This is a genomic window from Variovorax sp. KBS0712, assembly GCF_006323185.2.
GTDB classification, from domain to species: Bacteria; Pseudomonadota; Gammaproteobacteria; order Burkholderiales; family Burkholderiaceae_C; genus Variovorax; species Variovorax boronicumulans.
This window is the reverse complement of sequence record NZ_VCCD02000001.1, coordinates 730,650-753,958: the sequence shown is the minus strand read 5'-3', so window position 1 is coordinate 753,958 and position 23,309 is coordinate 730,650. Positions and strand designations below refer to the sequence as shown.

The window sequence follows — 23,309 nt, the reverse complement described above, 5'->3', positions numbered from 1 at the left end:
TGGAGACGATCATAAGCAGCGCGGTCAGCTGGCCAGCGTGGCCTTCAGCGTGATTTCGGGCACGCTCGCCAGCGCCTTCGACAGCGGGCAGCCGGCCTTCGCGGCGGCCGCGATTTCCTGGAACTTCGCTTCGTCGAGGTTCGGCACGGCTGCGTCCAGTTCGAGCTGGATGCGGTCGATCTTGAAGCCGGCGCCGTCCTTGGCCAGGCGCACGGCGGCCTTGGTGTCGATGCGCGTCGCGGTCAGGCCTGCCGCTTCCAGCGCGAAGGCAAAGGCCATCGTCAGGCAGGCCGCATGGGCCGCGCCGACGATTTCCTCGGGGTTGGTGCCGCGCCGGTCGTCTTCGAAGCGGCTGGCGAAGCCGTAGGGGTAGTCTTTCAGGGCGCCGGTTTCGGTGCTGACCAGGCCCTTGCCGGTCTTGCCGGCGCCTTCCCAGTGAACGCTTGCGTGCTTGTCTGCTGCCATGGACATTCCTTCAGTCAGGGTGGAGGGTGGATCGGAGGGAGAACCGCAGGTATCGCTCCGAAATCCGCGCCTGTCTGTAGTCGCAGAGCGCATCGCATCGGGGGCCGACGTCAGCCGCCGTGCACGCCCCAGGTGCTGCGCTTGAGCTGGCCCCGGACCTCGCCGCCCGGCCAGGCCTGCGTCGACACGCTGACATACCAGAGGCCGGCCATCAGGTCGGCCATCTGGGCGGACGTCAGCCGGCTCGTGCCGGTCCGCTCGTAGCCGGCGCCGGTGCCGTCGTTGCGCGGCTCCCCCTCGCTGGGCAGCGGCAGCTGGATCGCCAGCGGGCCATTGCTGCCCGTGGCGGCGGGGCCGTAGAAGCCGACGATCGTCGCCGGGCCGCTCAGGCGTGCGGCGTTCACGCGCCATTCGAACACCCCGGTGGCCAGCGTCAGCGTGCCGGCCGCCGAGCCGCCGGCCTTGCCCTTGTGCGGCGGGACCACGTCCTCGGTCCCGAGCCAGCAGTCGGCCACGAACCAGGTCGGCGGTTCCTTGGACGGCTGCTCCGTCGCCGGGGCCGACATGCCGAACCGCGGGACCCGCGAGCAACCCGCCGCGGCCAGGGCGGCCAGTGCGGCACCGAAGAGGGCGATGCGTCGGCGCAAGGTGGGGCGGGCGGGATCGGGCATGGCAGACAGGTACGGGTGAAGCGGAGCCCGCACGATAGCCGATGCGCTGTGCCTACCCGACGTACGAAGAATGGGCGTCGCCAAGGTGACGCCCCGGGGGCTTCCCCGATGGGAGCGGCGGCCGGTGCGGCTTAGGCTGGCGCATTGCGCCTTTTCGCACCGCTTTCCTTCCCCTCTCCTTCCTCCTTCGCCTGTTCACAGACCATGCAACCACGCCCGCATTACAAGTTCTGGCCCAAGCGCCTCCCGCATTCGATCACCGTCCCCGCGACCTCGCTGTGGCACAACCTGGCCACCTCGGCGGCGCGCTACCCCGACAAGGCCGCGCTGGTCTTCTTCGGCCGCGTGCTGAGCTACCGCGACGTGGCCGACCAGGTCGAGCGGCTGGCCGGCACGCTGCATGCGCTGGGCGTGCAGCGCGGCGACCGCGTGGTGCTGAACATGCAGAACTGCCCGCAGCTGGTGATCGCGCATTTCGCCATCCTGCGCGCCAACGCCGTCGTGGTGCCGGTCAACCCGATGAACCGGGCCGAAGAGCTCAAGCACTACATCACCGACCCCGACGCCAAGGTGGCGATCACCACCGGCGACCTCGCGGCCGAGCTGGCCAAGGCCAGCGACGCACTGCCGCCCGAGCAGCGCCTGTCGCACCTCATCGTGAGCCAGTTCACCGACGCCTTCGATGCGAACGTGACCGGCGACGACGCCCCCGCGCCGGCCTGGGCCGACTGGCTCGGCACGCGCCACCCGCTGCCCGCGCTGGCCGACGGCCAGGTCATGGCGTGGACCGACGCGCTCGCGGCCGGCCACCCCGCACCTGCACACGTGGTGGGCGCCAACGACATGGCGCTGCTGCCCTACACCAGCGGTACCACCGGCCTGCCCAAGGGCTGCGTGCACCACCATTCGAGCCTCATGCACAACGCGATGGCCGGCCAGCTCTGGGGCCAGGCGACGTCGGAGGCGGTGGTGCTGGCCGTGGTGCCGATGTTCCACATCACGGGCGTGGTGAGCATGATGCACACCTCGATCCTCGCGGCGGCCACGCTGGTCATCATGCCGCGCTGGGACCGCGACGTGGCGGGCCGGCTCATCTCGCGCTGGAAGGTCACGAGCTGGACCAACATCCCGACCATGGTCATCGACCTCATGGCCAGCCCCAACTTCGCGAGCTACGACCTCACGAGCATGACCCACATCGGCGGCGGCGGCGCCGCCATGCCGCAGGCCGTGGCGCAGCGCCTGCTCGAGCAGTACGGCCTGAAGTACCAGGAAGGCTACGGCCTCACCGAGACCGCCGCGCCCTCGCACACCAACCCCTCGGACCACCCCAAGCAGCAGTGCCTGGGCATTCCGTTCATGAGCACCGACGCGCGCGTGGTCGACCCCGACACGCTGCAGGAGATGCCCATCGGCGAATCGGGCGAGATCATCATCCACGGCCCCGAGGTGTTCCAGGGCTACTGGAAGCGTCCCGACGCCACGAAGTCCGCCTTCGTCGAGTTCGAGGGCAAGCGCTTCTTCCGCTCGGGCGACATGGGCCGCATGGACGAGGAGGGCTACTTCTTCATCACCGACCGCCTCAAACGCATGATCAACGCGAGCGGCTTCAAGGTGTGGCCGGCCGAGGTCGAGCTGCTGATGTTCCGCCACCCCGCGATCCAGGAGGCCTGCGTCATCTCGACCAAGGACGACTACCGCGGCGAATCGGTCAAGGCCGTGGTGGTGCTGCGCGCCACGCACAAGGACACGACCGAGCAGCAGATCATCGACTGGTGCCGCGAGAACATGGCGGTCTACAAGATTCCGCGCAAGGTGGCGTTCGTCGATGCGCTGCCCAAGAGCGGCAGTGGCAAGGTGATGTGGCGCCTGCTGCAGGAGAAGGAAGGCACGGCGGCCTGATTGCCGCCTGCGCCGCTGCGGGCTACAGCTGGCGCGCGTAGCGCCCCGGCGCCTGGCCCACATGGCGGCTGAACGCCGTGCTGAAGGTGCTGGCCGAGCTGTAGCCGACGCGCGCGGCCACCTCCGCCGGCGCGCAGCCGCCGCGGCGCAGCAGGTCCTTGGCGAGCGCCATGCGCCACGCCAGCAGGTACTCCATCGGCGGCAGGCCCACGGCGCGCGAGAAGCGCTCGAAGAAGGCCGAGCGCGAGAGCGCGGCCTTGCCGGCGAGTTCTTCCACCGTCCATGAGCGCGCGGGGTCCGCGTGCATGTGCCGCACGGCGGCGGCCAGCCGGCTGTCCGCCAGCGCGCGCAGCAGCCCCGGCGGCGCGCCTTCGCCGGGCGCCGAGCGCAGCGCCTCGATCAGCAGTACCTCGACCAGCCGCCCGAGCACGAGGTCGCGCCCCGGCCGCTGCGCCAAGGACTCTTCGCGCACGAGCTGCACCAGCAGCGACAGCCGCGCGACGCCGCGCATGTGCAGCACCGAAGGCAGCAGTGACACCATCAGGGCCGCGTCGGGCGAATCGAAGGCGAAATAGCCGCCGAGCATGCGCACCTCGGGCGGGCCGTTCCGGTCGCCGTGGCGGACTTCGTTGTGTGCGTCCTCGCGCGCCGCCTGTTCATGCGGGTCGAGGAACACCGGCGGCGCCGGCGTGAGTCCCGACAGCGTGAAGCCGGGCGTGGCCGGCATGAGCAGGAAGTCGCCGGCGGCCAGCGCCAGCGGCGGCTGCCCATCGACTGCCAGGATGCAGTCACCCTCGAGCATCGTGCAGAAGCTGGGCTGGCCAAAGGCCGTGTAGCGCACGGCCCAGGCGCCGGCGCCCGCGATCACCTTGGAATACACGGCGCGCGGGCGAAGCAGCGCGATGACCTCGGCCAGGGGATCGGCCATGGCTGGACTCCTGCAAAAGAAATGGCGACGTTCGATGGTAGCAAGTCCGGTCTCTCGTCCCTATCGTTGGGGCTCTTCATCACCCACCACCAAGGAACCCCATTGAAAACCGCACTGATCACCGGCTGCTCGTCCGGCTACGGCCTGGCCACCGCGCGCCACTTCCACGCCCAGGGCTGGCGCGTCGTCGCCACCATGCGCACGCCGCGCGACGACCTCTTTCCCGACGCGCCGAACCTGCGCGTGCTGCCGCTCGACGTGACGCAGCCCGACAGCATCGCCGCCGCCATCGAGAACGCGGGCCCGATCGACGTGCTCGTGAACAACGCCGGCGTCGGTCTCTTCGGCGCCTTCGAGGCCACGCCCATGGCCACCGTGCGCGAGGTGTTCGAGACCAACACCTTCGGCATGATGGCCATGGCGCAGGCCGTGCTGCCGCAGTTCCGCGCGCGGCGCTCGGGGGTGCTGGTCAACGTCACCTCGACCGTCACGCTCGCGCCGATGCCGCTGGTGGCCGCGTACACCGCGAGCAAGACGGCGATCGAGGGCTTCACCGCCTCGCTCGCCTTCGAGCTGGCGGCGTTCGACGTGCGCGTGAAGCTCGTCGAGCCGGGTTACGGGCCCGGCACGCGGTTCACCGAGAACGGGGCGCAGCGCATGCAGGGCCTGATCCCGCCGGACTACGCGCCGCTGGCGCAGGGCGTCTTCGCGGCGCTGGGCAACCCCACGGCCGTGACCGCGGCCGCCGACGTGGCCGAGGCCGTCTGGCGCGCCGCGAACGACTCGGATGCGACGCTGCGCTATCCGGCGGGCGCGGACGCGGTGGCGCTCGCGGCGGCCCGGCCGGCCTGAGCCACGCTGTCCGCAATGCGGACAGGACGAGCAGGGCGGCACTGCGGCCTTTTTGCTTAAAATGAGAATAATTCTTATTTGTAGGCGGAGCCCCCGCCGCCGTGCCGCCCGCCATGTCCGCTGCCGAAGCCGCCTTCCAGCAAGTCCACACCCTCTACAGCGACCACCACGGCTGGCTGCAGTCGTGGCTGCGCAAGAAGCTCGGCAATTCGTGTGACGCGGCCGACCTGGCGCAGGACACCTTCGCGCGGCTGCTGACGGCGCGCAACCCCGAGGTCATCGTGCAGCCACGCGCCTACCTCACGAGCGTGGCCAAGAACATCCTCGTGAACTGGTACCAGCGCCAGGCGCTGGAGCGGGCCTACCTCGAGGCGCTGGCCGTGATGCCCGAGCCCGAGGCGCCGTCGCCCGAGCAGCGGCTGGTGATCCTGCAGACGCTGCACGAGATCGACGCGATGCTCGACGCCCTCAAGCCGCTCGCGCGCCGGGCCTTCCTGCTGTCGCAGCTGGACGGCATGAAGTACGAGGACATCGCGCGCGAGCTGGGCGTGTCGCTCGTCACGGTCAAGCGCTACATGCAGCAGGGCTTCCGGGGGTGCCTGGCGGTGATGGAATGAGCGCCATGAATTTCGAAACGTCGGCACTCGCCCCGCGCGTGCTCGACGAAGCCGCCGAATGGCTGATGCGGTTGCACGACAGCGCCGTCACCGACGAAGACCGCCGCGCCTGCGAGCGCTGGCGCCAGAGCGATCCCGACCACGCACGCGCCTGGGCGCGCGCCGAGCAGCTGATGAACAAGCTCGGCGGCCTGCCGCCGGCGCTGGCGATGTCGTCGCTCGCGCGGCCCGCGCGCGGCAATGCGAACAACCGCCGCGCCACCCTCGGCCGGCTGGCCGCGCTGCTGGCGGCCGTGCCCGCCGGCTGGCTCGGCTGGCAGGTGGTTGAGACGGCCGGTGAGCGCGGCTGGATGGCCGGGCACCGCACCGCCACCGGCGAGCGCCGCGAGCTGCGGCTGGCCGACGGCAGCCGCCTCACGCTCAACACCGCCAGCGCGGTCGATGTGCACTTCGACGGCACGCAGCGCCTCATCGTGCTGCATGCGGGTGAGATCTTCATCGCCACCGCGCCCGACCCCGCCGCCGCGCACCGCCCGTTCCGCGTGGCCAGCGCCGGCGGCACGCTGGAGGCCCTGGGCACGCGCTTCAGCGTGCGCAAGGAAGCGGGCGGCGCCACCCACATCGCCGTGCTCGAAGGCGCGGTGCGCATCACGCCCGAGCGCGCCGCCGCGCGCGTGCTGCCGGCGGGGCAGCAGGCCCGCTTCACCGCCGACGGCATCGACGACTTCCGTCCGGCGGACGCCTCGGTGCTGGCCTGGACGCAGGGCATGCTGCTCGCCGACGGCATGCGGCTGGCCGACTTCGCCGCCGAGCTGTCGCGCTACCGCCCCGGCCTGCTGCAGTGCGACGCGGCGGTGGCCGAGCTGCGTGTCTCGGGCGCCTTTCCGCTGGCCGACACCGACGGCGTGCTGCGCATGCTGGTGTCGACGTATCCGGTGGACGCGGCCACGCGCCTGCGCGGCTACTGGGTCACGCTGGTGCCGCGTGCGGCATCTGAAGAAGGCGCGGCGGGCGCTTCGAAAAATATTTCGATCCGGGGGTGAGACTTTTTTTCGTTTCGGCTGGCAAAGAGGGTGAAGAACCCACCGTTGCCCAACCGAAAGGCCCGTCTCCATGTCTGCACCCCGCCCGTCCGCCTTGCGCCCGTTCGCAGAGCGCCGCCTGAACACCGTCCTTCGCCATGCCCTGGTGGCGCTTGCCCTCGGCGGCCTGGCCGGCGCGGGAGGGCCGGCCTTCGCGCAGGCCTCGTCGTCCTCGCTCGACGCCGCCGCGTCCCGCGCCTACGACATTCCCTCCGGCCCGCTGGGCCGCACGCTCGCCACCTTCGCGGCGGGCAACGGCATCGCGCTGTCGTTCGACCCCGCGCTGACGCAGGGGCGCAGCAGCCCCGCGGTGGCGGGCCGCTACACCGCGCGCGAAGCCATCGAGCGCCTGCTTGCGGGCAGCGGCCTGCAGGTGGTGGCGCGCACCGACGGCAGCTACACGCTGAACCGCCGCGAGGCCGGCACGCCCGCCGCTGGGGCCGGCGGCATCGACACGCTCACGCCCGTCACCGTCACGGCCGAGGCCGACCGGAGCGGCACCACCGAAGGCACCGGCGCCTACACCACGCGCACCACGGCGGCGGCCACCGGGCTCGCGCTCTCGCCGCGCGAGACGCCGCAGTCGGTCACCGTCATCACGCGCCAGCAGATCGAGGACCAGAACCTGCTGTCGCTCGGCCAGGCCATGCAGAGCGTGCCCGGCGTGTTCTCGGTGAGCTCCGACAGCGACCGCACCGACCTGTACGCGCGCGGCTTCTACATCGACAACTACCAGTACGACGGCGTGCCGACCACGGTCACCACCGATTTCTTCGGCGCTTCCACCAACGACCCGGTGCTGTACGACCGCATCGAGGTCGTGCGCGGCTCGACGGGGCTGCTCACCGGCGCGGGCAACCCTTCGGCCTCGGTGAACCTGGTGCGCAAGCACGCCGACAGCAAGGTGTTCTCCGGCAACGCGTCGCTCGCGCTGGGTTCGTGGAACCTGCGCCGCGGCACGGTCGACCTGCAGACGCCGGTGACGAAAGACGGCCGCGTGCGCGCCCGCCTCATCGGCATGACGGAAGACCGTGATTCCTTCATCGACATGTACCACGGCCGCAAGCATGTGCTGTACGGCGTGGTCGATGCCGACCTCACGCCCAGCACCACGCTGAGCGTGGGCATCGAGTCGCAGGCCACGCGGCCCACCTCGTCGACCTGGGGCGGGCTGCCGCTGACCTTCAGCGACGGCACAGCCACGCGCTGGGACCGCTCCAAGACCGTCGGCACGCCGTGGACCCACTGGGACACGACCACCACCACCGCCTTCGCGAACCTCACGCACCAGTTCGACAACGGCTGGAAGCTCAAGGCCAACGGCTCGCACCGGCAGAGCAAGCAGAACGCCAAGCTGCTGTACCTGTACGGCGACCTCGACCGCCTCACCGGCACCGGCCTGGGCTCGCTGCCCGGCTACTTCGAGCACCAGTTCCGCCAGAACAGCCTCGACCTGCAGGCCACCGGCCCGTTCACGTTGCTGGGGCGCACGCACGAACTCGTGGTGGGCGTCAGCAACAGCCAGTCGCGCTACGTGGAGGCGAGCCATCCGCGCACCAGCCCGCTGCCCGACACCGGCAACTTCTACGACTGGAACGCCGCGTCGTACCCCGAGCCGGGCTGGGACCCGCTGAAGGTCTCGGCCATCACCAAGACGCGCCAGACCGGCACCTACGGTGCCGCGCGCCTGTCGCTGGCGGATTCGCTCAAGCTCATCGTGGGCGGGCGCCAGAACAGCTGGCGCTCCACGCGCCTGACCGCCGACGCCCCGGCCACGCGCAAGCACGAGGTGTTCACGCCCTACGCGGGCCTGGTGTACGACCTGAGCGAGAACTACTCGGTGTACGCGAGCTACACCGACATCTTCCAGCCGCAGAACTACCGCGACGCCAGCGGTTCGTACCTCGACCCGGTGACCGGCAAGAGCTACGAGATCGGTCTCAAGGGCGAGCACCTGAACGGCAAGCTCAACACCTCCATCGCCGTCTTTCGCGCCGAGCAGGAGAACGTGGCGCAGCGCGACGGCACGAAGCTCGTGCCCAACTCGAGCGAGGGCGCCTACTACGGCGCACGCGGCGTGACCAGCAAGGGCATCGAGCTGCAGGTGTCGGGCGAACTGGCCCCGGGCTGGCAGCTGAACGCGGGCATCGCGCGCACGCTGGGCCGCGAAGGCAACGGCAACCGCATCAACACCGCCATGCCGACCACGCAGGCCACGCTGTTCACCACCTACCGGCTGCCCGGCGCGTGGCACCGGCTCACGCTGGGCGGCGGCGTCAACTGGCAGAACCGCACCTCCTACGCGTACAGCGTGGGCGATGTCGACCTGCGCTACCAGCAGGGCTCGCGCGCGGTCGTGAGCCTGATGGCGCGCTACGCCTTCACGCCCAAGCTGGCGCTGCAGCTGAACATCGAGAACCTCTTCGACAAGAAGTACTACAGCAACATCGACGGGCAGGCCTACTTCGGCACGCCGCGCAATGCGGTGGCGACGCTGAGCTACGCGTTCTGACCGGGAAAGAGCGGGGGGCATGACCCTTTTTTCGTTCTCGTTTGTCATGTAGGGGAGGGGCGCATGTCCGCGCCCCGTTTTCCGGTCCCCGATGAACACCCGCACCTCCTCCTTTTCTCCCGCCCTGCGGCTGCTGTCCCGCGTCGCGGCCGCCGTGCTCGGCGGCTACGCGCTGGCCTCGGCCGCCGCCGTCTTCCTGGCCGCCGTGCTGCCGGCCGGCCCCGCCGAGGCCGCGCTCGGGGGCATGCAGTTCAGCTTCGCGGTCTACACCGTCGCCGTGATCTGGGCCTTTGCGCCCGTGTCGCTGCCGCGCGCCTGGGCCGGCCTGCTGCTGCCGGCCGTGGTGCTGGCCGGGCTCGGCCTGGCCTTGCGCGGCGCGGGAGGCGGGGCATGAGCACGAAGACAACCAAGGCGCCGTCGCAGGGCGGCTTCCGCCAGGCCCAGGCCTGGCTGCACACCTGGTGCGGCCTGTGGTTCTCGTGGCTGCTGTTCGCGGTGTTCCTCACCGGCACGCTGGCCGTGTTCGACGAGCCCATCACCCACTGGATGACGCCGGAGCACCACGCCGAGGAAGCCGCCGCTGCAGCCAGGAAAGAGAAGGGCGAGCCCACGGCCGACCGCGCGCAGCGCCTGGCCTGGGGCATGGCCTACATGGCCGAGCACCACCCGGGCGCCTCGATGTGGGAACTGTGGCCTTCGGATGCGCAAGGCGGCGGCGAGCTGCGCGTGTTCTGGTTCGACGCCAACCGCCAGTACGCGGGCGTTGCGCTCGACCCCGCCACCGGCAAGCCGCTGAAGGAAGACGGCGGCCACGCGGCGCGCGCCACGCTCGGCGGCCACCACTTCGTCGACTTCCACTACGAGCTGCACGCCGGCACCGTCGGCCTGTGGATCGTCGGCATCGCCGCGATGGCGATGCTGGTGGCGCTGGTGTCGGGCGTCATCACGCACAAGCGCATCTTCAAGGACTTCTTCACCTTCCGGCCCAAGAAAGGCCAGCGCAGCTGGCTCGACGCGCACAACGCCGTGGCGGTGCTGACCTTGCCCTTCCAGTTCATGATCGCCTACACCGGCCTCGTGATCTCGGGCACCAGCTTCATGCCGGCCCCCAAGGTCTTGCACTACGGCACGGGCCCGCAGGCGCAGGTGCGCTTCGTCTCCGAGCTGGGCGACAGCGACAAGCCCGCCGCCACCGGCCGCGCGATGCCCGTGCCCGTGCTCGAACCGTTCGCGGCACGCGGCCAGGAACGCATGGGCCAGCCGGTGCGCGCGGTCGTCATCGATCATCCGGGCGACGCGGCTGCGCGCATCGGCGTGTACGGATGGAACGGCGACGACGAATCCGCGCGCCGGCTCAGCGCCACCACCGGCATGGTGCAGTTCGCGGCCGCCAGCGGCGAGGTGCAGCGCGTGCGCCTGCCGGGCGCCGCGGACGGAGGGGCCGCCATGCTCGCGCAGTCGGCCATGGGCGGGCTGCACATGGTCACCTTCGGCGGCTGGCCGATGAAGTGGCTCTACTTCCTGTGCGGGCTCGCGGGCACCGCGATGATGGGTTCGGGCGCCGTGCTGTTCATCGTCAAGCGCCGCCAGAGGCACCTGGGCGAGTTCGGTGGCGCGACGGCGCGGGTCTACCGGCTGGTCGAAGCGCTGAACGTCGCGGCCATCGCCGGCCTGGCGATCGCCTGCGTGGGCTACCTGTGGGCCAACCGGCTGGTGCCGGTCGGCATCGGGCACCGCGCGGACCGCGAACTGCAGGTCTTCTTCGCGCTGTGGGCGCTGGCGCTGGTGCATGCCTTCGTGCGCTCGCCGGCGCGCGCGTGGCGCGAGCAGCTAGGTGCGCTGGCCGCGCTGTGCCTGCTGCTGCCGGTACTCAATTTCGTGACCACGGGTGATCACCTGCTGGCTCAGCTACTGCGCAGTGATTGGGAAAGCCTCGGCGTCGAACTGGGTGTTGTGGCCTTCGGGCTTGCGGCGCTGGGCGCGCTGCGTCATCTGCTGCGGAAGGCGGTGCGATGACGACGGCATGGGCGTCGTTGCTTGGCCTTGCGCTGGCGTATGCGGGCATGGCGTGCCTGAGCTTTGCCATGGACCGGCACCACGAGCAGCTGACGCGCGGACGCGAAGTGCCCGCGCGCCGGCGCAGGGGCTTGCGCGTGATCGGCATGGTGCTGCTGGCCGCGGCCATCGTGCCCTGCGTGATGGCGTGGGGCCCCACGGTCGGGACGGTCGCGTGGCTGGGCCTCCTGTCGGCCGGTGCGTTGCCGGTGGCCTTGCTGTTGCCGTACCGCCCGCGCGCCGTGGCGTGGGGCGCCGGTGCCGCCGCCGTGGCCGGTGGTGCGGGGCTGGTGCCGGTGCTGGCGGCGCTGCTGCGCTGAGGTCAGTCCACCTTGATGGCTGCGGCCTTGACCACCTGCTGCGCCTTCGCGGTCTCGTCGGCGATGAACTTGTTGAACTGCACGGAGGGCATGGTGAAGGGCTCGGCGCCGAGCTTCTCCAGCCGTTCCTTCAGCTCGGGCGAGACCATGATCTTCGCGACCTCGGCCTGCAGCCGCTCCACCACGGGCTGCGGCGTTTTTGCAGGCGCGAACAGGCCGACCCAGAACAGGTAGGCCGAGCCCGGCACGCTGGCCTCCACGGTGGTGGGTGCGTCGGGCAAGGCGGACGAGCGACCGGCGGTGCCCACGGCCAGCGCCTTGAGCTTGCCGCTCTTGATCAGCGGCAGCGCCGACACCATCGGCGCGAAGAACCAGTCGACGCGTCCGGCCATCACCTCGGTCATGGCTTCGGGCGTGCCGCGAAAGGGCACGTGCTGCGCATCGACGCCGGCCGCGAGGCGGAACACCTCGGCGTTCATGTGCGTGGCCGAGCCGTTGCCCGCGGAGCCGTAGTTCAGCCCGCCGGGCTTGGCCTTCGCCTTGGCCACGAGGTCTTTCACGTCGGTGAAGTGCGAAGGCGCGGTCACCAGCACGTTGGGCAGGCTGGCCATCGGCGTCACGCCCGTGAAGTCCTTCAGCGTGTCGTACGACAGGCCCTTGTAGATCCACGGGTTCACGAGGTGGCCGGCCGAATGCACCAGCAGCGTGTAGCCGTCGGCCGGCGCCTTGGCGGCGATGGCCGCGCCCAGCGTGCCGCCCGCGCCGGGGCGGTTGTCGACGATCACGCTGGTGCCCAGCGCAGGCCCCAGCTTCTCGGCGACCAGGCGCGCGACGATGTCGGTGCCGCTGCCCGCCGTGAAGGGCACGACCAGCTTGATGGGCTGCGTGCCCGGCCACGCGCCTTGTGCGTGCGCGCCGCCGAGCGTGCAGGCCGCGAGTGCCGCGGCGACCGTGAGTGCCTGTCGGCGGCTCCAGGGGAATGTCTTCTTCATGCGTCTTGTCTCCGTTGATTGGTTGGTGCGAGCGATGAATGACTGACTGGGAAAGGAGCGCGTCAGGCGGGCGGTGCGTTCGCCATCACCAGCGCCACCAGCACCGGGCGGTTGCCGCGGTTCTCGAGCTGGCGCTTCTCGCCGGGCGCGAAGCGGCAGCTGTCGTAGGGCAGCAGCACGTCTTCCTGGTGCGCGCCGTCGAGTTCGCCGACGACGTGCAGCTCGCCCTCGAGCACGAGGTAGAGTTTTTCCATCGGCGAGCCGTCCAGCCCGGTGCGGCCGCCGGGCAGGATCTGGCTCATGCCCATCCACATCTGCGTCGAGGGGCCGGCCTCCTTGCCCTGCAGGCGCAGGCAGCGCATGTCGAAGTGGTTGGGCGCCTCGTAGTGCGGCGCCTCGCTGAAACGGGTCACATGCATCGTGGGTGTCCTCGGGTGTCAGGGGCGCAGCACGACGCGGTCGGTGCTGCCCGACAGCACCAGCCGGTAGGCGTCGATCGCCTCGTCGAGCGCGAAGTGGCGTGCCACGGGAAAGGGTTTCAGCGTGCCGCGCTCGAAGCCTTCGCGCATCGCGTCGAGCTGCGCGGTGGAGGCCACGCAGTCCATCGCCAGCGAGTCGATGCCCACGTAGGTGTGCATGCCGCGGTAGAACGCGAAGATGTCGAAGGGCACCGCGCGGTCGTGCGTGGCGATGAAGATCTGCGTGGCGCCCTTGGCCATCGCCTTGTTGGCGGCCTCGAAGTAGGCGCTGCCCACGGTGTTGTAGACGATGTGCGCGCCGCGTCCGTCGGTGAGCTCGCGCACCTGCGCGCCCACGTCGGCGTGGTGGCGTGCATCGACCACGTCGACCGGCGCGCTCGCGAACCCTGCGAAGGGCCCCGGGCCGCGCTGCACCGCGATCACGCGCGCGCCGGCCTGCGCGGCCAGCTGCACCGCCGCCTGCCCGACCTTGCCGTTGGCGCCCAGCACCAGCACCGTCTGGCCCGTCTGCGGCATGCCGCAGCGCCGGAAGCCCTCGTAGGCCGTGACGAAGGGCACGCCCACCGCGCCGGCCTCGTCCATCGAGATGCCCTGGGGCTTGGCGCGCAGGGCCGCTTCGGGCAGCACGAGGTAGCGTGCATGCGAGCCGTCTCGCGTGATGCCGACATCGCCGCCCGAGCCGTAGACCTCGCGGCCGATCCATTCCGAAGGGCCGCTCACGACGGTGCCCGCGAAGTCGCGCCCCGGCGTGCGCGGCCAGGCGGCCTGCGGCATGAGGCCCAGCGCGGCCTTCACGTCGCTCGGGTTCACGGCGGCGGCGGCCACGCGCACCACGGCATGGCCGGGCGGCGCCACGGGTTCGGGCTGCGGCGCGGCCTCCAGGTGCAGCGCCTCGAGGTTGGCGGCCTTGCCGTTCACGCGCAGGGCGCGCGGTTCATGAAGGATGGCGCTCATCGTGCAGCTCCCTGAACGGCGCGGGTGTCGGCCAGCCCCAGCATCGCGCGGGCCTCGCGCGGGTTGGCGACCTCGCCGCCCAGGCTGCGCAGGATGTCGCGCGCCTTCGCCACGAGCTGCGCGTTGCTCTGGGCCAGCACGCCCTTCTCGAGGTAGATGTTGTCTTCCATGCCCACGCGCACGTGGCCGCCCAGCAGCCACGACTGCGCGACGATCGGGAACTCCGTGCGGCCGATGCCGAAGGCGCTCCAGAAGGCGCCGCGCGGCAGCAGGTTGCGCGCATAGAGCAGCGTCTCCGGCGTGGGCGCGAAGCCGTACTTCACGCCGAGCACGAAGGTCCACATGGCGGGCCCGTCGAGCGTGCCGTCGGCGATGAGGTCCAGCGCCAGGTGGATGTCGCCCGAGTCGAAGATCTCCAGCTCGGGCTTCACGCCGGCCTCGCGCATCACCTTCGCCATGCGGCGCACGTTCTTCGGCGTGTTGATCACCACGTCGGGGCCGGAGTTCATGGTGTTGAGGTCGAGCGAGCACACGTCGGGCCGGATCAGCGCGATGTGTTCCACGCGCTTTTCGGGCGGCAGCAGCGTTGTGCCGGGCGCGGCGATCTTCGGATCGTCCTCGCTGGGAATGAAGCGCCCGCCCGGCCCGGTCGTGAGGTTCACGATCAGCTCGCGGTTCTCGCGGCGGATGCGATCGACCACCTCGCGGTACAGCTCGATCTCCATCGAAGGCTTGCCCGTCTCCGGGTGGCGCACGTGGATGTGCACCTGCGCCGCGCCGGCTTCGGCGGCGGCCAGGCATTCGTCGGCAATCTGCACCGGCGTGATCGGCAGGTGCGGCGTCTGCTCGGGCTTCACGAGGTTGCCCGTGACGGCGCAGGTGATGAGCGTCTTCGCGTTGTTCACAGGTGGCGCCCTCCGTCGACCACGATGCGCGTGCCGGTGACGAAGCGCAGCGTGGTGGCCAGCGCCTCGACGGTGGCGGCCACGTCGTCGGGCTTGCCGATGCGCCCCAGCGGCGTGGTGCTGGCCATCTTGTCGGCGAACTCGGCGCCGCGCCCGGGTACGAAGCCCGACTCGACCGCGCCCGGCGACACCGACACCACGCGCACCGCCGGCGCCAGCGCCTTGGCGAGCGCGTCGCCCACCACGTCGAGCCCGGCCTTGGCCGCGACGTACGCGAGGTTGCTGCCCACGCCCGTGAAGCCGGCGATGGACGAGATGTTGACCACCAGCCCGTCGCCGGTCGCCTTGAGCATCGGCGCGAAGGCGCGGATGGTGGCGAACACGCCGCGGAAGTTGGCGCGCAGCAGGTCGTCGATGAGGTCGTCGGTCAGCGCGTCGAGGTCGCCGGCCGGCACGGGCTGCGTGTGGCCCGCGCTGTTGACCAGGATGTCGCAGCGCCCGTGCGCGGCCTTCACCTCGGCGGCGGCGGCCTGCAGGCTCGGCGTGTCGACGATGTCGGCGCGGATCGCGCCGTGGCGCTGGCCGCTGTCCGAGGGCAGGGCGGCGGCGCGCGCGGCGGCGTTGTCGTCGCCACCGCGGTGCAGCAGCACGCAGGTGGCGCCCAGCGCGGCCAGCCGCGTGGCCGTGGCGTAGCCGATGGCGCCGAGGCCGCCGGTGATGACGGCGATCTTGCCGTGGAGTCGGGATTGGGGATCGAAGCTCATGGGATGAAGGGAAGTTGCGGAATCAGGGGATCGGTGGGCGGGGGAACTTCATCTCGCCGGGTTCGAGCTGGAAGTCGTACTGCAGCGTGGCGCTACCGCCGTCGGGCGCGAGCGCGAAGCGGCCGATGAGCTGGCGCGTCACGCCGAAGGTCGGGTCGCTCTCCAGGTTCTCGTCGTCGTCGGCGAACACCTGCGTGACCAGCACCTTGTGGCCCGGCTTGCTCAGCATGAAGTGCAGGTGCGCGGGCCGGTTCGGGTGGCGCTGCTGCGCGCGCAGCAGCACGCCGCAGGGCCCGTCGGTGGGCACGGGGTAGCCGGCAGGGCGCACGCTGCGGAAATGAAAGCGGCCCTCGGCATCGGTGGTGAAGCGCCCGCGCAGGTTCATGTCGTCCTGTTCCGGGTCCTGGTTCTCGTAGAGCCCGACCGGCGAGGCCTGCCACACGTCGACCGTGACATCGGCCATCGGCTGTCCGCTCACGTCGCGCACCGTGCCCGTCACCTCCAGCGGCGTGCCGGGCGTGCCCGAGCGCGCGATGCTCTCGCCCGCCGCGCAGGCCGGCGAGTTGGCGCGCCAGAAGGGGCCCAGCAGGGCGGCCGGCGATTCGCCGTGCGGGTCCTGGTTGTTCTGCAGCGCCACCACGGTGGACACGCCCAGGATGTCGGCCGCCAGCACCACCTCGTTCTTGGTCTCGCCCGTGGCGTGGCCGATGGCGACGATGAATTCGAGCGCCTGCTCGAACTCTTCCTCGGTCAGCTTCACCTCCTGGACGAAGGCATGCAGGTGGCGCGTGAGCGCGTCCATCAGGGTGCGCAGGCGCGGGTCGGGGGTGCGTTGCATGGCGTCGAGCGCAAAGCCGAGCACCGAATCGGGGGAGGTAGCGATGTTCATCTGCAATCCTTGCAATCGTTTGCATGATCTTAAGGCAGATTCCCAAAAAGTAAAATGGCGGGTATCCGGGACGCCAGAATGGGAATTCGCCGACCATGGCGCACCGGATGACCAACAATCGTTTGCACCAATGAGCACCCATCCCCCTTCCAGCCCCGTCACCATCCGCGACGTCGCCCGTGCCGCCGGGGTGCATGTGTCGACCGTGTCGCGCGCGCTCAGCCCCGAGAAGCGCTCGCTGATCAGCGACGAGGTGCTGCGCGTGGTCGAGGAGGCCGCGCAGCGCCTGGGCTACCGGCCCAACCGCGCGGCCTCGGCGCTGCGCACAGGCCGCACCCACACCATCGGCGTGCTGGTGCCCGACATCACGAACGCGGTGTTCCCGCCGATCCTGCAGGGCATCGAGGCCAGCGCGGCCGCGCGCGGCTACTTCGTGTTCGTCACCAACGTGGTCGATCCGGCGCTCGCGCGGCCGGTGCTCGAGCGCATGCTGGCGCAGCGCGTGGACGGCGTGATCCTGGCCACCGCCACGCGCGACGACCCGCTGGTCGACTTCGTCGCCAAGGCCGGCATGACCGCGGTGCTGGTCAACCGCGCCGACGAGACCGGCCGCCTGCCCGCCGTGGTGAGCGACGACCGGCTGGCGATGAAGCTCGCGGTCGACCACCTCGTGGGCCTGGGCCACAAGCGCATCGCGCACCTGGCGGGGCCGCAGACCATCCCCACCGGCGTGGGCCGTCTGCTGGGCGTGGAGCAGGCGCTGCGCGACCACCGCATGAAGCCGGCCCGCATCGTCGAGTGCGCGAGCTACAGCCGCGAGGCGGGCGCGGCCGCGATGAAGCAGATGCTCGCGGCCGGCGCCGCGCCGCAGGCCGTGGTCTGCTGCAACGACCTCGTGGCGCTGGGCGCCTACGACGCACTGCGCGAGGCCGGCCTGCGCGTGCCGAAAGACATCTCCATCACCGGCCACAACGACATGCCGCTGGTCGACATGGTCGATCCGCCACTCACCACCATCCGGCTGCCGCACCGCGAACTCGGCTGGCGCGCGGCCGAGATGCTGTTCGAGGAGATCGACGGGCAGGCGCTCTCGGCCTCCACCGTGGTGCTGCGCCCGGAGCTGGTGGTGCGCAAGTCGACGGCCGTGCCGGCTGCGCGCTGAAGCGAAGACGAAAACAAATGCATCCGAAGGGCGGCGCGCACACTTCGCACCGAGAATCGTCGGCCATTCCCGGCCCCGTGTTCCGCTTCCTTTTCGCATGCGCTTTCGTCCCGTCTTCCTGCTTCTTTCCCTCGGCCTTTCCCTCCCGCTGCTGACCCACGCCGCGTCGCCGCGCACCTGCCTCGTCGTGGGCGTGAGCGACGGCGACACGCTCACCGCGCGCTGCGGTCGCAGCGGCGCCTACGAGCAGGTCAAGGTGCGCATCGCTGCCATCGACGCGCCCGAGAAAGCGCAGCCCTACGGCCAGCGCAGCCGCCAGGCGCTGAGCCGCCTGTGCTACGCCGAGAAGGCCGTCATCACCGAGCGCGACACCGACCGCTACGGCCGCACCGTGGCCGACGTGCGCTGCAACGGCGAAGACGCCGGCCGCCGCATGGTGGCCGAGGGCTGGGCCTGGGTGTACGACTACCACGGCATCGCGAAGAAGCGCGGCGGCGACCTGTTCCGGCTCGAGGCCGCGGCGCGCGCGCAGCACCTGGGCCTGTGGGCCGACACGGCGCCCACGCCGCCGTGGGACTGGCGGCGCGAACGGCGGGAGCAGCCACGCAACAGCAACAGCAACAGCAATCACGGTGGCTCGCAGCCCTGGGGCGACGTGCGCTTCGAACCCCTGTCATGACGGCTTCATGGGCGCGCGGGAGCATCGCAGGCTCCCACGATTCCCACGGACCTTCAGGACATGGCCAAAGACTTCGCGCGCATGGAGGACTCGAACCCCTCCGGCAATCCCACCATCCACGACGTGTCCGATCCGCAGCGGCGGGTCTTCGTGCGCGGCGGCCTGGCGGCGGCCGTGGCGGGCCTGTTCGGGCCGTTGGCCGGCTGTGCCAGCACGGGCAGCGGCAGTAGCAGCAACGCCGTGAGCGGCCTGGGCCGCGCCATCGGTTTCAAGAGCGTGCCCATGGCGGCGGTCGACCAGGTCGTCGTGCCCGAGGGCTACCGCACGCAGGTGCTGTACCGCTGGGGCGACCCCACCGGCATCGCGGGCCGCATGCCCGCCTTCAAGACCGACGCTTCCGACTCCGCCGACGACCAGGCGCTGCAGGCCGGCATGCACCACGACGGCATGGCCTTCTTCCCGCTCGATGGATCGAACCGCGGCCTGCTGGTGCTGAACCACGAGTACGTGGACGACGGCCTGCTGCACACCGACGGCATGAAGACCTGGAGCGCCGCGAAGGTGCGCAAGTCGATGCACGCGCACGGCGTGTCGGTGATCGAGCTGCAGCGCGACGGCGCGGCCTGGCAGCAGGTGCTGCCCTCGCGTTTCGCGCGCCGCATCACCGCGCTCACGCCGATGACGCTCACCGGCCCCGCGGCCGGCCACCCGATGCTGCGCACCGCGGGCGACCCCTCGGGCACGCAGGTGCTCGGCACCTTCAACAACTGCGCCAACGGCCAGACGCCGTGGGGCACCTACCTGACCTGCGAAGAAAACTTCGCCGACTACTTCGAGGGCACCGCCACGCCCGACGCGCACCAGAAGCGCTGGGGCCTCAAGAAGGGCAACGGCGCCAAGTACCGCTGGCACGAGCACGAAGAACGCTTCGATGTGGCCAAGCATCCGAACGAATCGAACCGCTACGGCTGGGTGGTCGAGATCGATCCGCAAGACCCGACTTCCACGCCGCGCAAGCGCACCGCGCTGGGCCGCGCCGCGCACGAAGGCGCCGCCGTGGCACTCACCGACGACGGCCGCGCCGTGGTCTACATGGGCGAGGACTCGCGCTTCGAATACATCTACAAGTTCGTGAGCCGCGACAAGGTCCGCCCCGGCGGCGCCGCCGCCAACCGCGACCTGCTCGACCACGGCACGCTGTACGTGGGCCGCTTCGACGTCGACGGCACGGGCGAATGGCTGCCGCTGGAGCAGGGCAAGGGCGGGCTCGTGGCCGGCAAGGGCTTCGCCACGCAGGGCGACGTGCTCATCAAGTCGCGCCAGGCCAGCGACATGCTCGGCGCCACGAAGATGGACCGCCCCGAGTGGACCACCGTCGATCCGCTGACGAAGGAGGTCTACTGCACGCTCACCAACAACAGCAACCGCGGCGCGCCGGGCCAGCCCTTCATGGACGCGGCCAACCCGCGCTCCAACAACACGATGGGCCAGATCATCCGCTGGAAGGAAAGCGGCGACCTCGACGCCACGAAGTTCGCGTGGAACCACCTCGTGCTCGCGGGCGACCCGAAGCAGACGCGCTACGAGGCGCAGGGCAACGTCAAGGGCGACGCCTTCGGCAGCCCCGACGGCCTGATGGTCGATGCGCGCGGCGTGCTGTGGATCCAGACCGACGTGTCGACCTCCACGCTCGGCAAGGGCGACTACACGAACCTGCCCAACAACCAGATGCTGGCCTGCGACCCGACGAAGGGCGAGATCCGCCGCTTCCTGCTCGGCCCGGCCGGCTGCGAGATCACCGGCCTCACGGCCACGCCCGATCTGCGCACGCTGTTCATCAACATCCAGCACCCGGGCGAGCCGGCCAACGAGCGCAGCGACCCCGAGCGCCCGCTCGCCGTGTCGAAGTGGCCCGACGGCGCGGGCCGGCCGCGCTCGGCGACCGTGGTCATCACGAAGATCGACGGCGGGGTGATCGGCAGCTGACGCAGCCAAGAGGGCGCCTCGCGAGGCGCGCTCGGGGCTTCAGCAGTGGCCCGAGTACCAGCAGCGCATCTCGGGCATGAGCAGGCCCCAGACGAAGCTGATCGCGCACACGACCAGCATCAGCAGCGCGAACATGCGCAGGCCCTCGGCGCCCCAGCGCGGCGCGAAGATGCTCACGAGAAAGCCCGAGAGAAAAGTGCCTTCGAGCCAGGCCGCGCCGCCCCAGCGCAGGATCCAGAGCCAGAACAGCGCATCGAGCGCATGAAAGACGACCCACCAGAGCAACGTCATCGCGCGGCGTGGGACGTGCTTACGACTCGCTGCGGCCCTGCACGTCGGCCACCACGCGCGCGTTGCGCTGGAAGCTCCAGTAGGCGCTGGCCCAGTCCCACATCACGACGACGCGGTTGCGGAAACCGATCAGGAAGTACGCGTGCGCGAACAACCAGAACAGCCACGCGGGCCGGCCGCTGAAGCGCAGCGGGCCGAAGGGCGTGCCCAGGTCGACCACGGCCGAGTTGCGCCCGATGGTGGCCAGGTTGCCGTAGTCGGCGTAGCGGAACGACACCGTGGGCTGGCCCGCCAGGCGGCGCAGGATGTTCGCCGCCGCCGCGCGGCCGGCCTGCTTGGCGCCGGGCGACACGCCGGGCACCGGCTTGGGCGGCTTGCCGGGCGCGTGGCTCATGGCGGCGGCCAGGTCGCCCACCACGCTGATCTCGGGGTGGCCCGCCAGGCTCAGGTCGGGCTCGACCTTGATGCGGCCTGCGCGGTCGCACTCGACGCCCGTGGCATTGCCGAGCAGCCGGCCCAGCGGCGAGGCCGCGACACCGGCTGCCCACACCACGCAGCTGCTGGGAATGCGGTAGCTCTGCAGCGGCGCGCCGTCGGGACCGCCGCCGGTCTGCACTTCGAGGCCGGCATTGTCGATGGCGGTGACGCGCGCGTTCAGCCGCACCTCCACGCCGAGCCGTTCCAGTTGTTCGAGCGCCTTCTGGCTCAGGCTCTCGGGCATGGCCTGCAGCACGCGCGGGCCGCCCTCGACCAGCAGCACCTGCGCGCTGCCGGGGTCGATGCGGCGGAACTCGCCCGCGAGCGTGTGCTTGGCGATCTCGGCCAGCGTGCCGGCCATCTCGACGCCGGTCGGCCCGGCGCCGATCACCACGAAGGTGAGCAGCGCGCGGCGGCGCTCGGGGTCGGCGGTGGTCTCGGCCGTCTCGAAGGACATCAGCACGCGGCGGCGGATCTCGAAGGCGTCGGCCAGCGTCTTCAGGCCCGGCGCGGCGGGCGCCCACTCGTCGTGCCCGAAATAGCTGTGCGTGGCGCCGGCCGCCACGATCAGGTGGTCGTAGGCCACCTGGCTGCCATCGGCCAGCTGCACCGTGCGCGCGGCCGGGTCGATGCCCGTCACCTCGGCCAGCAGTGTGGTCACGTTGGCCTGCTTGCGGAACAGGGCGCGCACCGGCGCCGCGATCGACGGCGCCGCGAGCCCGGCGGTCGCCACCTGGTAGAGCAGGGGCTGGAACAGGTGGTGGTTGGTCTTGTCGATCACCGTCACATCGACGTCGGCCCGCTGCAGCTTGCGCGCTGCCTCGAGTCCGCCGAAACCGCAGCCGATGATGACAACGTGGGGCCTGGCCGAAGGAGAGGGGGTTTGCATCGCCCGGATCATACGCAGCGGGCCGGGGCGTTCCGGGGCCGCTTGCGCGCAGGACGGGCTCCCGCGGCGGCGCGGCGGCGGCGTCTTGTCCTACGTGCTTTTGTCGCCGGTATGGGCTAAAACTTCCGGCTCACCCGACTGGAGACACCATGACGTTTTCCCGGCCGATCGCCCCCGTGGCGAGCGCCTTGCGCGAGCAATTCCGCACGGTGCGCGCCGCCAGCGTGGCGCTGGCCGCGCCGCTGTCCGCCGAGGACCAGTGCATCCAGTCGATGCCCGACGCCAGCCCGACCAAGTGGCACCTGGCGCACACGACGTGGTTCTTCGAGACCGTGCTGCTGCAGCCGCATGCGGCGGGGTACCAACCCTTCGATGCGCGGTTTCATTACCTCTTCAACTCCTACTACGAGGCGCTCGGGCCGCGCCACCCGCGGCCGCAGCGCGGCCTGCTCACGCGGCCGTCGCTCGACGAAGTGCATGCCTACCGTCGCCATGTCGACGAGGCGGTGCTCGCGCTGCTGGCGGCGCCGGAGGCGCTCGACTGGGCGGCCATCGAGGCGATCGTCGCGCTCGGGCTGAACCACGAGCAGCAGCACCAGGAGCTGCTGCTCACCGACATCCTGCATGCGCTGTCGTGCAACCCGCTGCTGCCGGCGTACAAGCCTGCGAGCGGCCCCGCGCGGCGGCTGGCTGCCGTGCCGGCCGAGGTGCGCTGGCTGGAACAGCCGGGCGGCACGGTCGAGGTCGGGCATGCGGGCGAGGGCTTCTGCTTCGACAACGAGACGCCGCGCCACGCCGCCTTGCTGCGCCCCTATGCCATCGCCGACCGGCTGGTGAACTGCGGCGACTACGCGCAGTTCATCGCCGACGGCGGCTACCGGCGGCCCGAGCTGTGGCTGTCCGACGGCTGGGCCACGGTGCAGGCCCAGGGCTGGCGCCACCCCGCCTACTGGCTCGAGGCCGACGACCCGCGCATCGCCACCCTCGGCGCCGGCGGCGGCCCTGCCGCGCCCGGCGGCTGGCAGGTGTTCGGCCTGCACGGCGTGCGGCCGATGGAGGCCGACGCGCCCGTGTCCCAGCTGAGCTTCTACGAGGCCGCCGCGTACGCCGAATGGGCCGGCGCGCGGCTGCCCACCGAGTTCGAATGGGAGGCCGCCTTCGACGCGCCCGGCATCGCGCAGATGAGTGGCCACGTCTGGCAGTGGACGCGTTCTTCGTACGACCCGTACCCGGGCTTTCGGCCGCTGCCCGGCATCGCGGCCGAATACAACGGCAAGTTCATGGTGGGCCAGCTGGTGCTGCGCGGCGGCAGCGTGGCCACGCCGGCCGGCCACACGCGGCCGAGCTACCGCAATTTCTTTCCGCCGGCGGCACGCTGGCAGTTCTCGGGGCTGCGGCTCGCGAAAGACCTTTGACCGACACCTCGATGGAGCCGAGC

Annotated in this window: 23 protein-coding genes; 12 read left to right on the top strand and 11 right to left on the bottom strand. The window is 71.0% G+C overall.

What is annotated here, in order from left to right; genetic code table 11:
- Nucleotides 1-24 precede the first annotated feature (24 nt).
- Together FFI97_RS03350 and FFI97_RS03345 are read right to left on the bottom strand one after the other, a co-directional pair.
- A complete protein-coding gene (locus FFI97_RS03350; protein WP_062475918.1) occupies nucleotides 25-465 on the bottom strand; it encodes an OsmC family protein in 441 nt (146 codons plus the stop codon).
- Between the two features lie 110 nt (nucleotides 466-575).
- Complete coding sequence (locus tag FFI97_RS03345; protein ID WP_139705718.1) at nucleotides 576-1,169, bottom strand: CHRD domain-containing protein; 594 nt, start codon at nucleotides 1,167-1,169, stop codon at nucleotides 576-578.
- Nucleotides 1,170-1,340: 171 nt separating this feature from the next.
- On the opposite strand from FFI97_RS03345, the gene FFI97_RS03340 reads away from it, so the two are divergent.
- Nucleotides 1,341-3,038: a long-chain fatty acid--CoA ligase gene (locus FFI97_RS03340; RefSeq protein ID WP_139705716.1), complete on the top strand. Its 1,698-nt coding sequence runs from the start codon at nucleotides 1,341-1,343 to the stop codon at nucleotides 3,036-3,038.
- A gap of 22 nt (nucleotides 3,039-3,060) precedes the next feature.
- Here the strand turns inward: FFI97_RS03340 and FFI97_RS03335 are convergent, their stop codons facing one another.
- Nucleotides 3,061-3,966, bottom strand: a complete 906-nt coding sequence (locus tag FFI97_RS03335; RefSeq protein ID WP_139705714.1) for an AraC family transcriptional regulator — start codon at nucleotides 3,964-3,966, stop codon at nucleotides 3,061-3,063.
- 102 nt (nucleotides 3,967-4,068) lie between these two features.
- Between FFI97_RS03335 and FFI97_RS03330 the strand changes: the two genes are divergently transcribed.
- The 7 genes from FFI97_RS03330 (at nucleotide 4,069) to FFI97_RS03300 (ending at nucleotide 11,404) form a co-directional block, all read left to right on the top strand.
- The gene (locus FFI97_RS03330; protein ID WP_144004358.1) at nucleotides 4,069-4,818 is read left to right on the top strand and encodes an SDR family oxidoreductase; all 750 of its coding nucleotides are present in this window, start codon (nucleotides 4,069-4,071) and stop codon (nucleotides 4,816-4,818) included.
- A 113-nt stretch (nucleotides 4,819-4,931) separates the two neighbouring features.
- Nucleotides 4,932-5,435: a sigma-70 family RNA polymerase sigma factor gene (locus tag FFI97_RS03325; RefSeq protein ID WP_139705712.1), complete on the top strand. Its 504-nt coding sequence runs from the start codon at nucleotides 4,932-4,934 to the stop codon at nucleotides 5,433-5,435.
- A gap of 5 nt (nucleotides 5,436-5,440) precedes the next feature.
- Entirely contained in the window at nucleotides 5,441-6,478 is a 1,038-nt protein-coding gene (locus tag FFI97_RS03320; RefSeq protein WP_185993552.1) for a FecR domain-containing protein, read from the top strand.
- A gap of 70 nt (nucleotides 6,479-6,548) precedes the next feature.
- Nucleotides 6,549-9,029: a ferric-rhodotorulic acid/ferric-coprogen receptor FhuE gene (gene fhuE, locus FFI97_RS03315; protein ID WP_139705708.1), complete on the top strand. Its 2,481-nt coding sequence runs from the start codon at nucleotides 6,549-6,551 to the stop codon at nucleotides 9,027-9,029.
- Between the two features lie 91 nt (nucleotides 9,030-9,120).
- Nucleotides 9,121-9,423: a DUF3649 domain-containing protein gene (locus FFI97_RS03310; protein WP_139705706.1), complete on the top strand. Its 303-nt coding sequence runs from the start codon at nucleotides 9,121-9,123 to the stop codon at nucleotides 9,421-9,423.
- A complete protein-coding gene (locus FFI97_RS03305) occupies nucleotides 9,420-11,045 on the top strand; it encodes a PepSY-associated TM helix domain-containing protein (protein ID WP_139705704.1) in 1,626 nt (541 codons plus the stop codon). The genes FFI97_RS03310 and FFI97_RS03305 overlap by 4 nt, the downstream gene beginning before the upstream one ends.
- A complete protein-coding gene (locus FFI97_RS03300) occupies nucleotides 11,042-11,404 on the top strand; it encodes a DUF3325 domain-containing protein (protein ID WP_139705702.1) in 363 nt (120 codons plus the stop codon). The genes FFI97_RS03305 and FFI97_RS03300 overlap by 4 nt, the downstream gene beginning before the upstream one ends.
- Before the next feature lie 2 nt (nucleotides 11,405-11,406).
- Here FFI97_RS03300 and FFI97_RS03295 read toward each other — a convergent pair whose 3' ends face one another.
- The 6 genes from FFI97_RS03295 to FFI97_RS03270 all read right to left on the bottom strand — a co-directional run bounded on the left by FFI97_RS03295 (nucleotide 11,407) and on the right by FFI97_RS03270 (nucleotide 16,387).
- Entirely contained in the window at nucleotides 11,407-12,396 is a 990-nt protein-coding gene (locus tag FFI97_RS03295; protein WP_139705700.1) for a Bug family tripartite tricarboxylate transporter substrate binding protein, read from the bottom strand.
- A gap of 62 nt (nucleotides 12,397-12,458) precedes the next feature.
- Nucleotides 12,459-12,815 carry a cupin domain-containing protein gene (locus FFI97_RS03290; RefSeq protein WP_062482150.1) on the bottom strand — a complete coding sequence of 119 codons (357 nt, stop codon included), beginning with the start codon at nucleotides 12,813-12,815 and terminating at the stop codon, nucleotides 12,459-12,461.
- An 18-nt stretch (nucleotides 12,816-12,833) separates the two neighbouring features.
- The gene (locus FFI97_RS03285) at nucleotides 12,834-13,829 is read right to left on the bottom strand and encodes a zinc-binding alcohol dehydrogenase family protein (RefSeq protein ID WP_139705698.1); all 996 of its coding nucleotides are present in this window, start codon (nucleotides 13,827-13,829) and stop codon (nucleotides 12,834-12,836) included.
- The gene (locus tag FFI97_RS03280) at nucleotides 13,826-14,734 is read right to left on the bottom strand and encodes a 3-keto-5-aminohexanoate cleavage protein (RefSeq protein WP_139705696.1); all 909 of its coding nucleotides are present in this window, start codon (nucleotides 14,732-14,734) and stop codon (nucleotides 13,826-13,828) included. Before FFI97_RS03280 ends, FFI97_RS03285 begins: the two co-directional genes overlap by 4 nt.
- Nucleotides 14,731-15,498 carry an SDR family NAD(P)-dependent oxidoreductase gene (locus tag FFI97_RS03275; protein WP_139705694.1) on the bottom strand — a complete coding sequence of 256 codons (768 nt, stop codon included), beginning with the start codon at nucleotides 15,496-15,498 and terminating at the stop codon, nucleotides 14,731-14,733. Before FFI97_RS03275 ends, FFI97_RS03280 begins: the two co-directional genes overlap by 4 nt.
- A 22-nt stretch (nucleotides 15,499-15,520) precedes the next feature.
- The gene (locus FFI97_RS03270; protein ID WP_139705692.1) at nucleotides 15,521-16,387 is read right to left on the bottom strand and encodes a dioxygenase; all 867 of its coding nucleotides are present in this window, start codon (nucleotides 16,385-16,387) and stop codon (nucleotides 15,521-15,523) included.
- Nucleotides 16,388-16,517: 130 nt separating this feature from the next.
- Between FFI97_RS03270 and FFI97_RS03265 the strand changes: the two genes are divergently transcribed.
- The 3 genes from FFI97_RS03265 (at nucleotide 16,518) to FFI97_RS03255 (ending at nucleotide 20,214) form a co-directional block, all read left to right on the top strand.
- Nucleotides 16,518-17,549, top strand: a complete 1,032-nt coding sequence (locus tag FFI97_RS03265; protein WP_139705690.1) for a LacI family DNA-binding transcriptional regulator — start codon at nucleotides 16,518-16,520, stop codon at nucleotides 17,547-17,549.
- Between the two features lie 97 nt (nucleotides 17,550-17,646).
- The gene (locus FFI97_RS03260; protein WP_139705688.1) at nucleotides 17,647-18,228 is read left to right on the top strand and encodes a thermonuclease family protein; all 582 of its coding nucleotides are present in this window, start codon (nucleotides 17,647-17,649) and stop codon (nucleotides 18,226-18,228) included.
- Between the two features lie 60 nt (nucleotides 18,229-18,288).
- Complete coding sequence (locus tag FFI97_RS03255) at nucleotides 18,289-20,214, top strand: PhoX family protein (RefSeq protein ID WP_139705687.1); 1,926 nt, start codon at nucleotides 18,289-18,291, stop codon at nucleotides 20,212-20,214.
- Nucleotides 20,215-20,253: 39 nt separating this feature from the next.
- Here FFI97_RS03255 and FFI97_RS03250 read toward each other — a convergent pair whose 3' ends face one another.
- Nucleotides 20,254-20,505 carry a hypothetical protein gene (locus FFI97_RS03250; protein ID WP_070062528.1) on the bottom strand — a complete coding sequence of 84 codons (252 nt, stop codon included), beginning with the start codon at nucleotides 20,503-20,505 and terminating at the stop codon, nucleotides 20,254-20,256.
- Nucleotides 20,506-20,524: 19 nt separating this feature from the next.
- Nucleotides 20,525-21,871: an NAD(P)/FAD-dependent oxidoreductase gene (locus tag FFI97_RS03245; protein WP_139705685.1), complete on the bottom strand. Its 1,347-nt coding sequence runs from the start codon at nucleotides 21,869-21,871 to the stop codon at nucleotides 20,525-20,527.
- 149 nt (nucleotides 21,872-22,020) lie between these two features.
- Between FFI97_RS03245 and egtB the strand changes: the two genes are divergently transcribed.
- Nucleotides 22,021-23,286: an ergothioneine biosynthesis protein EgtB gene (egtB, locus tag FFI97_RS03240; protein WP_139705683.1), complete on the top strand. Its 1,266-nt coding sequence runs from the start codon at nucleotides 22,021-22,023 to the stop codon at nucleotides 23,284-23,286.
- The last annotated feature ends 23 nt before the right edge of the window (nucleotides 23,287-23,309 follow it).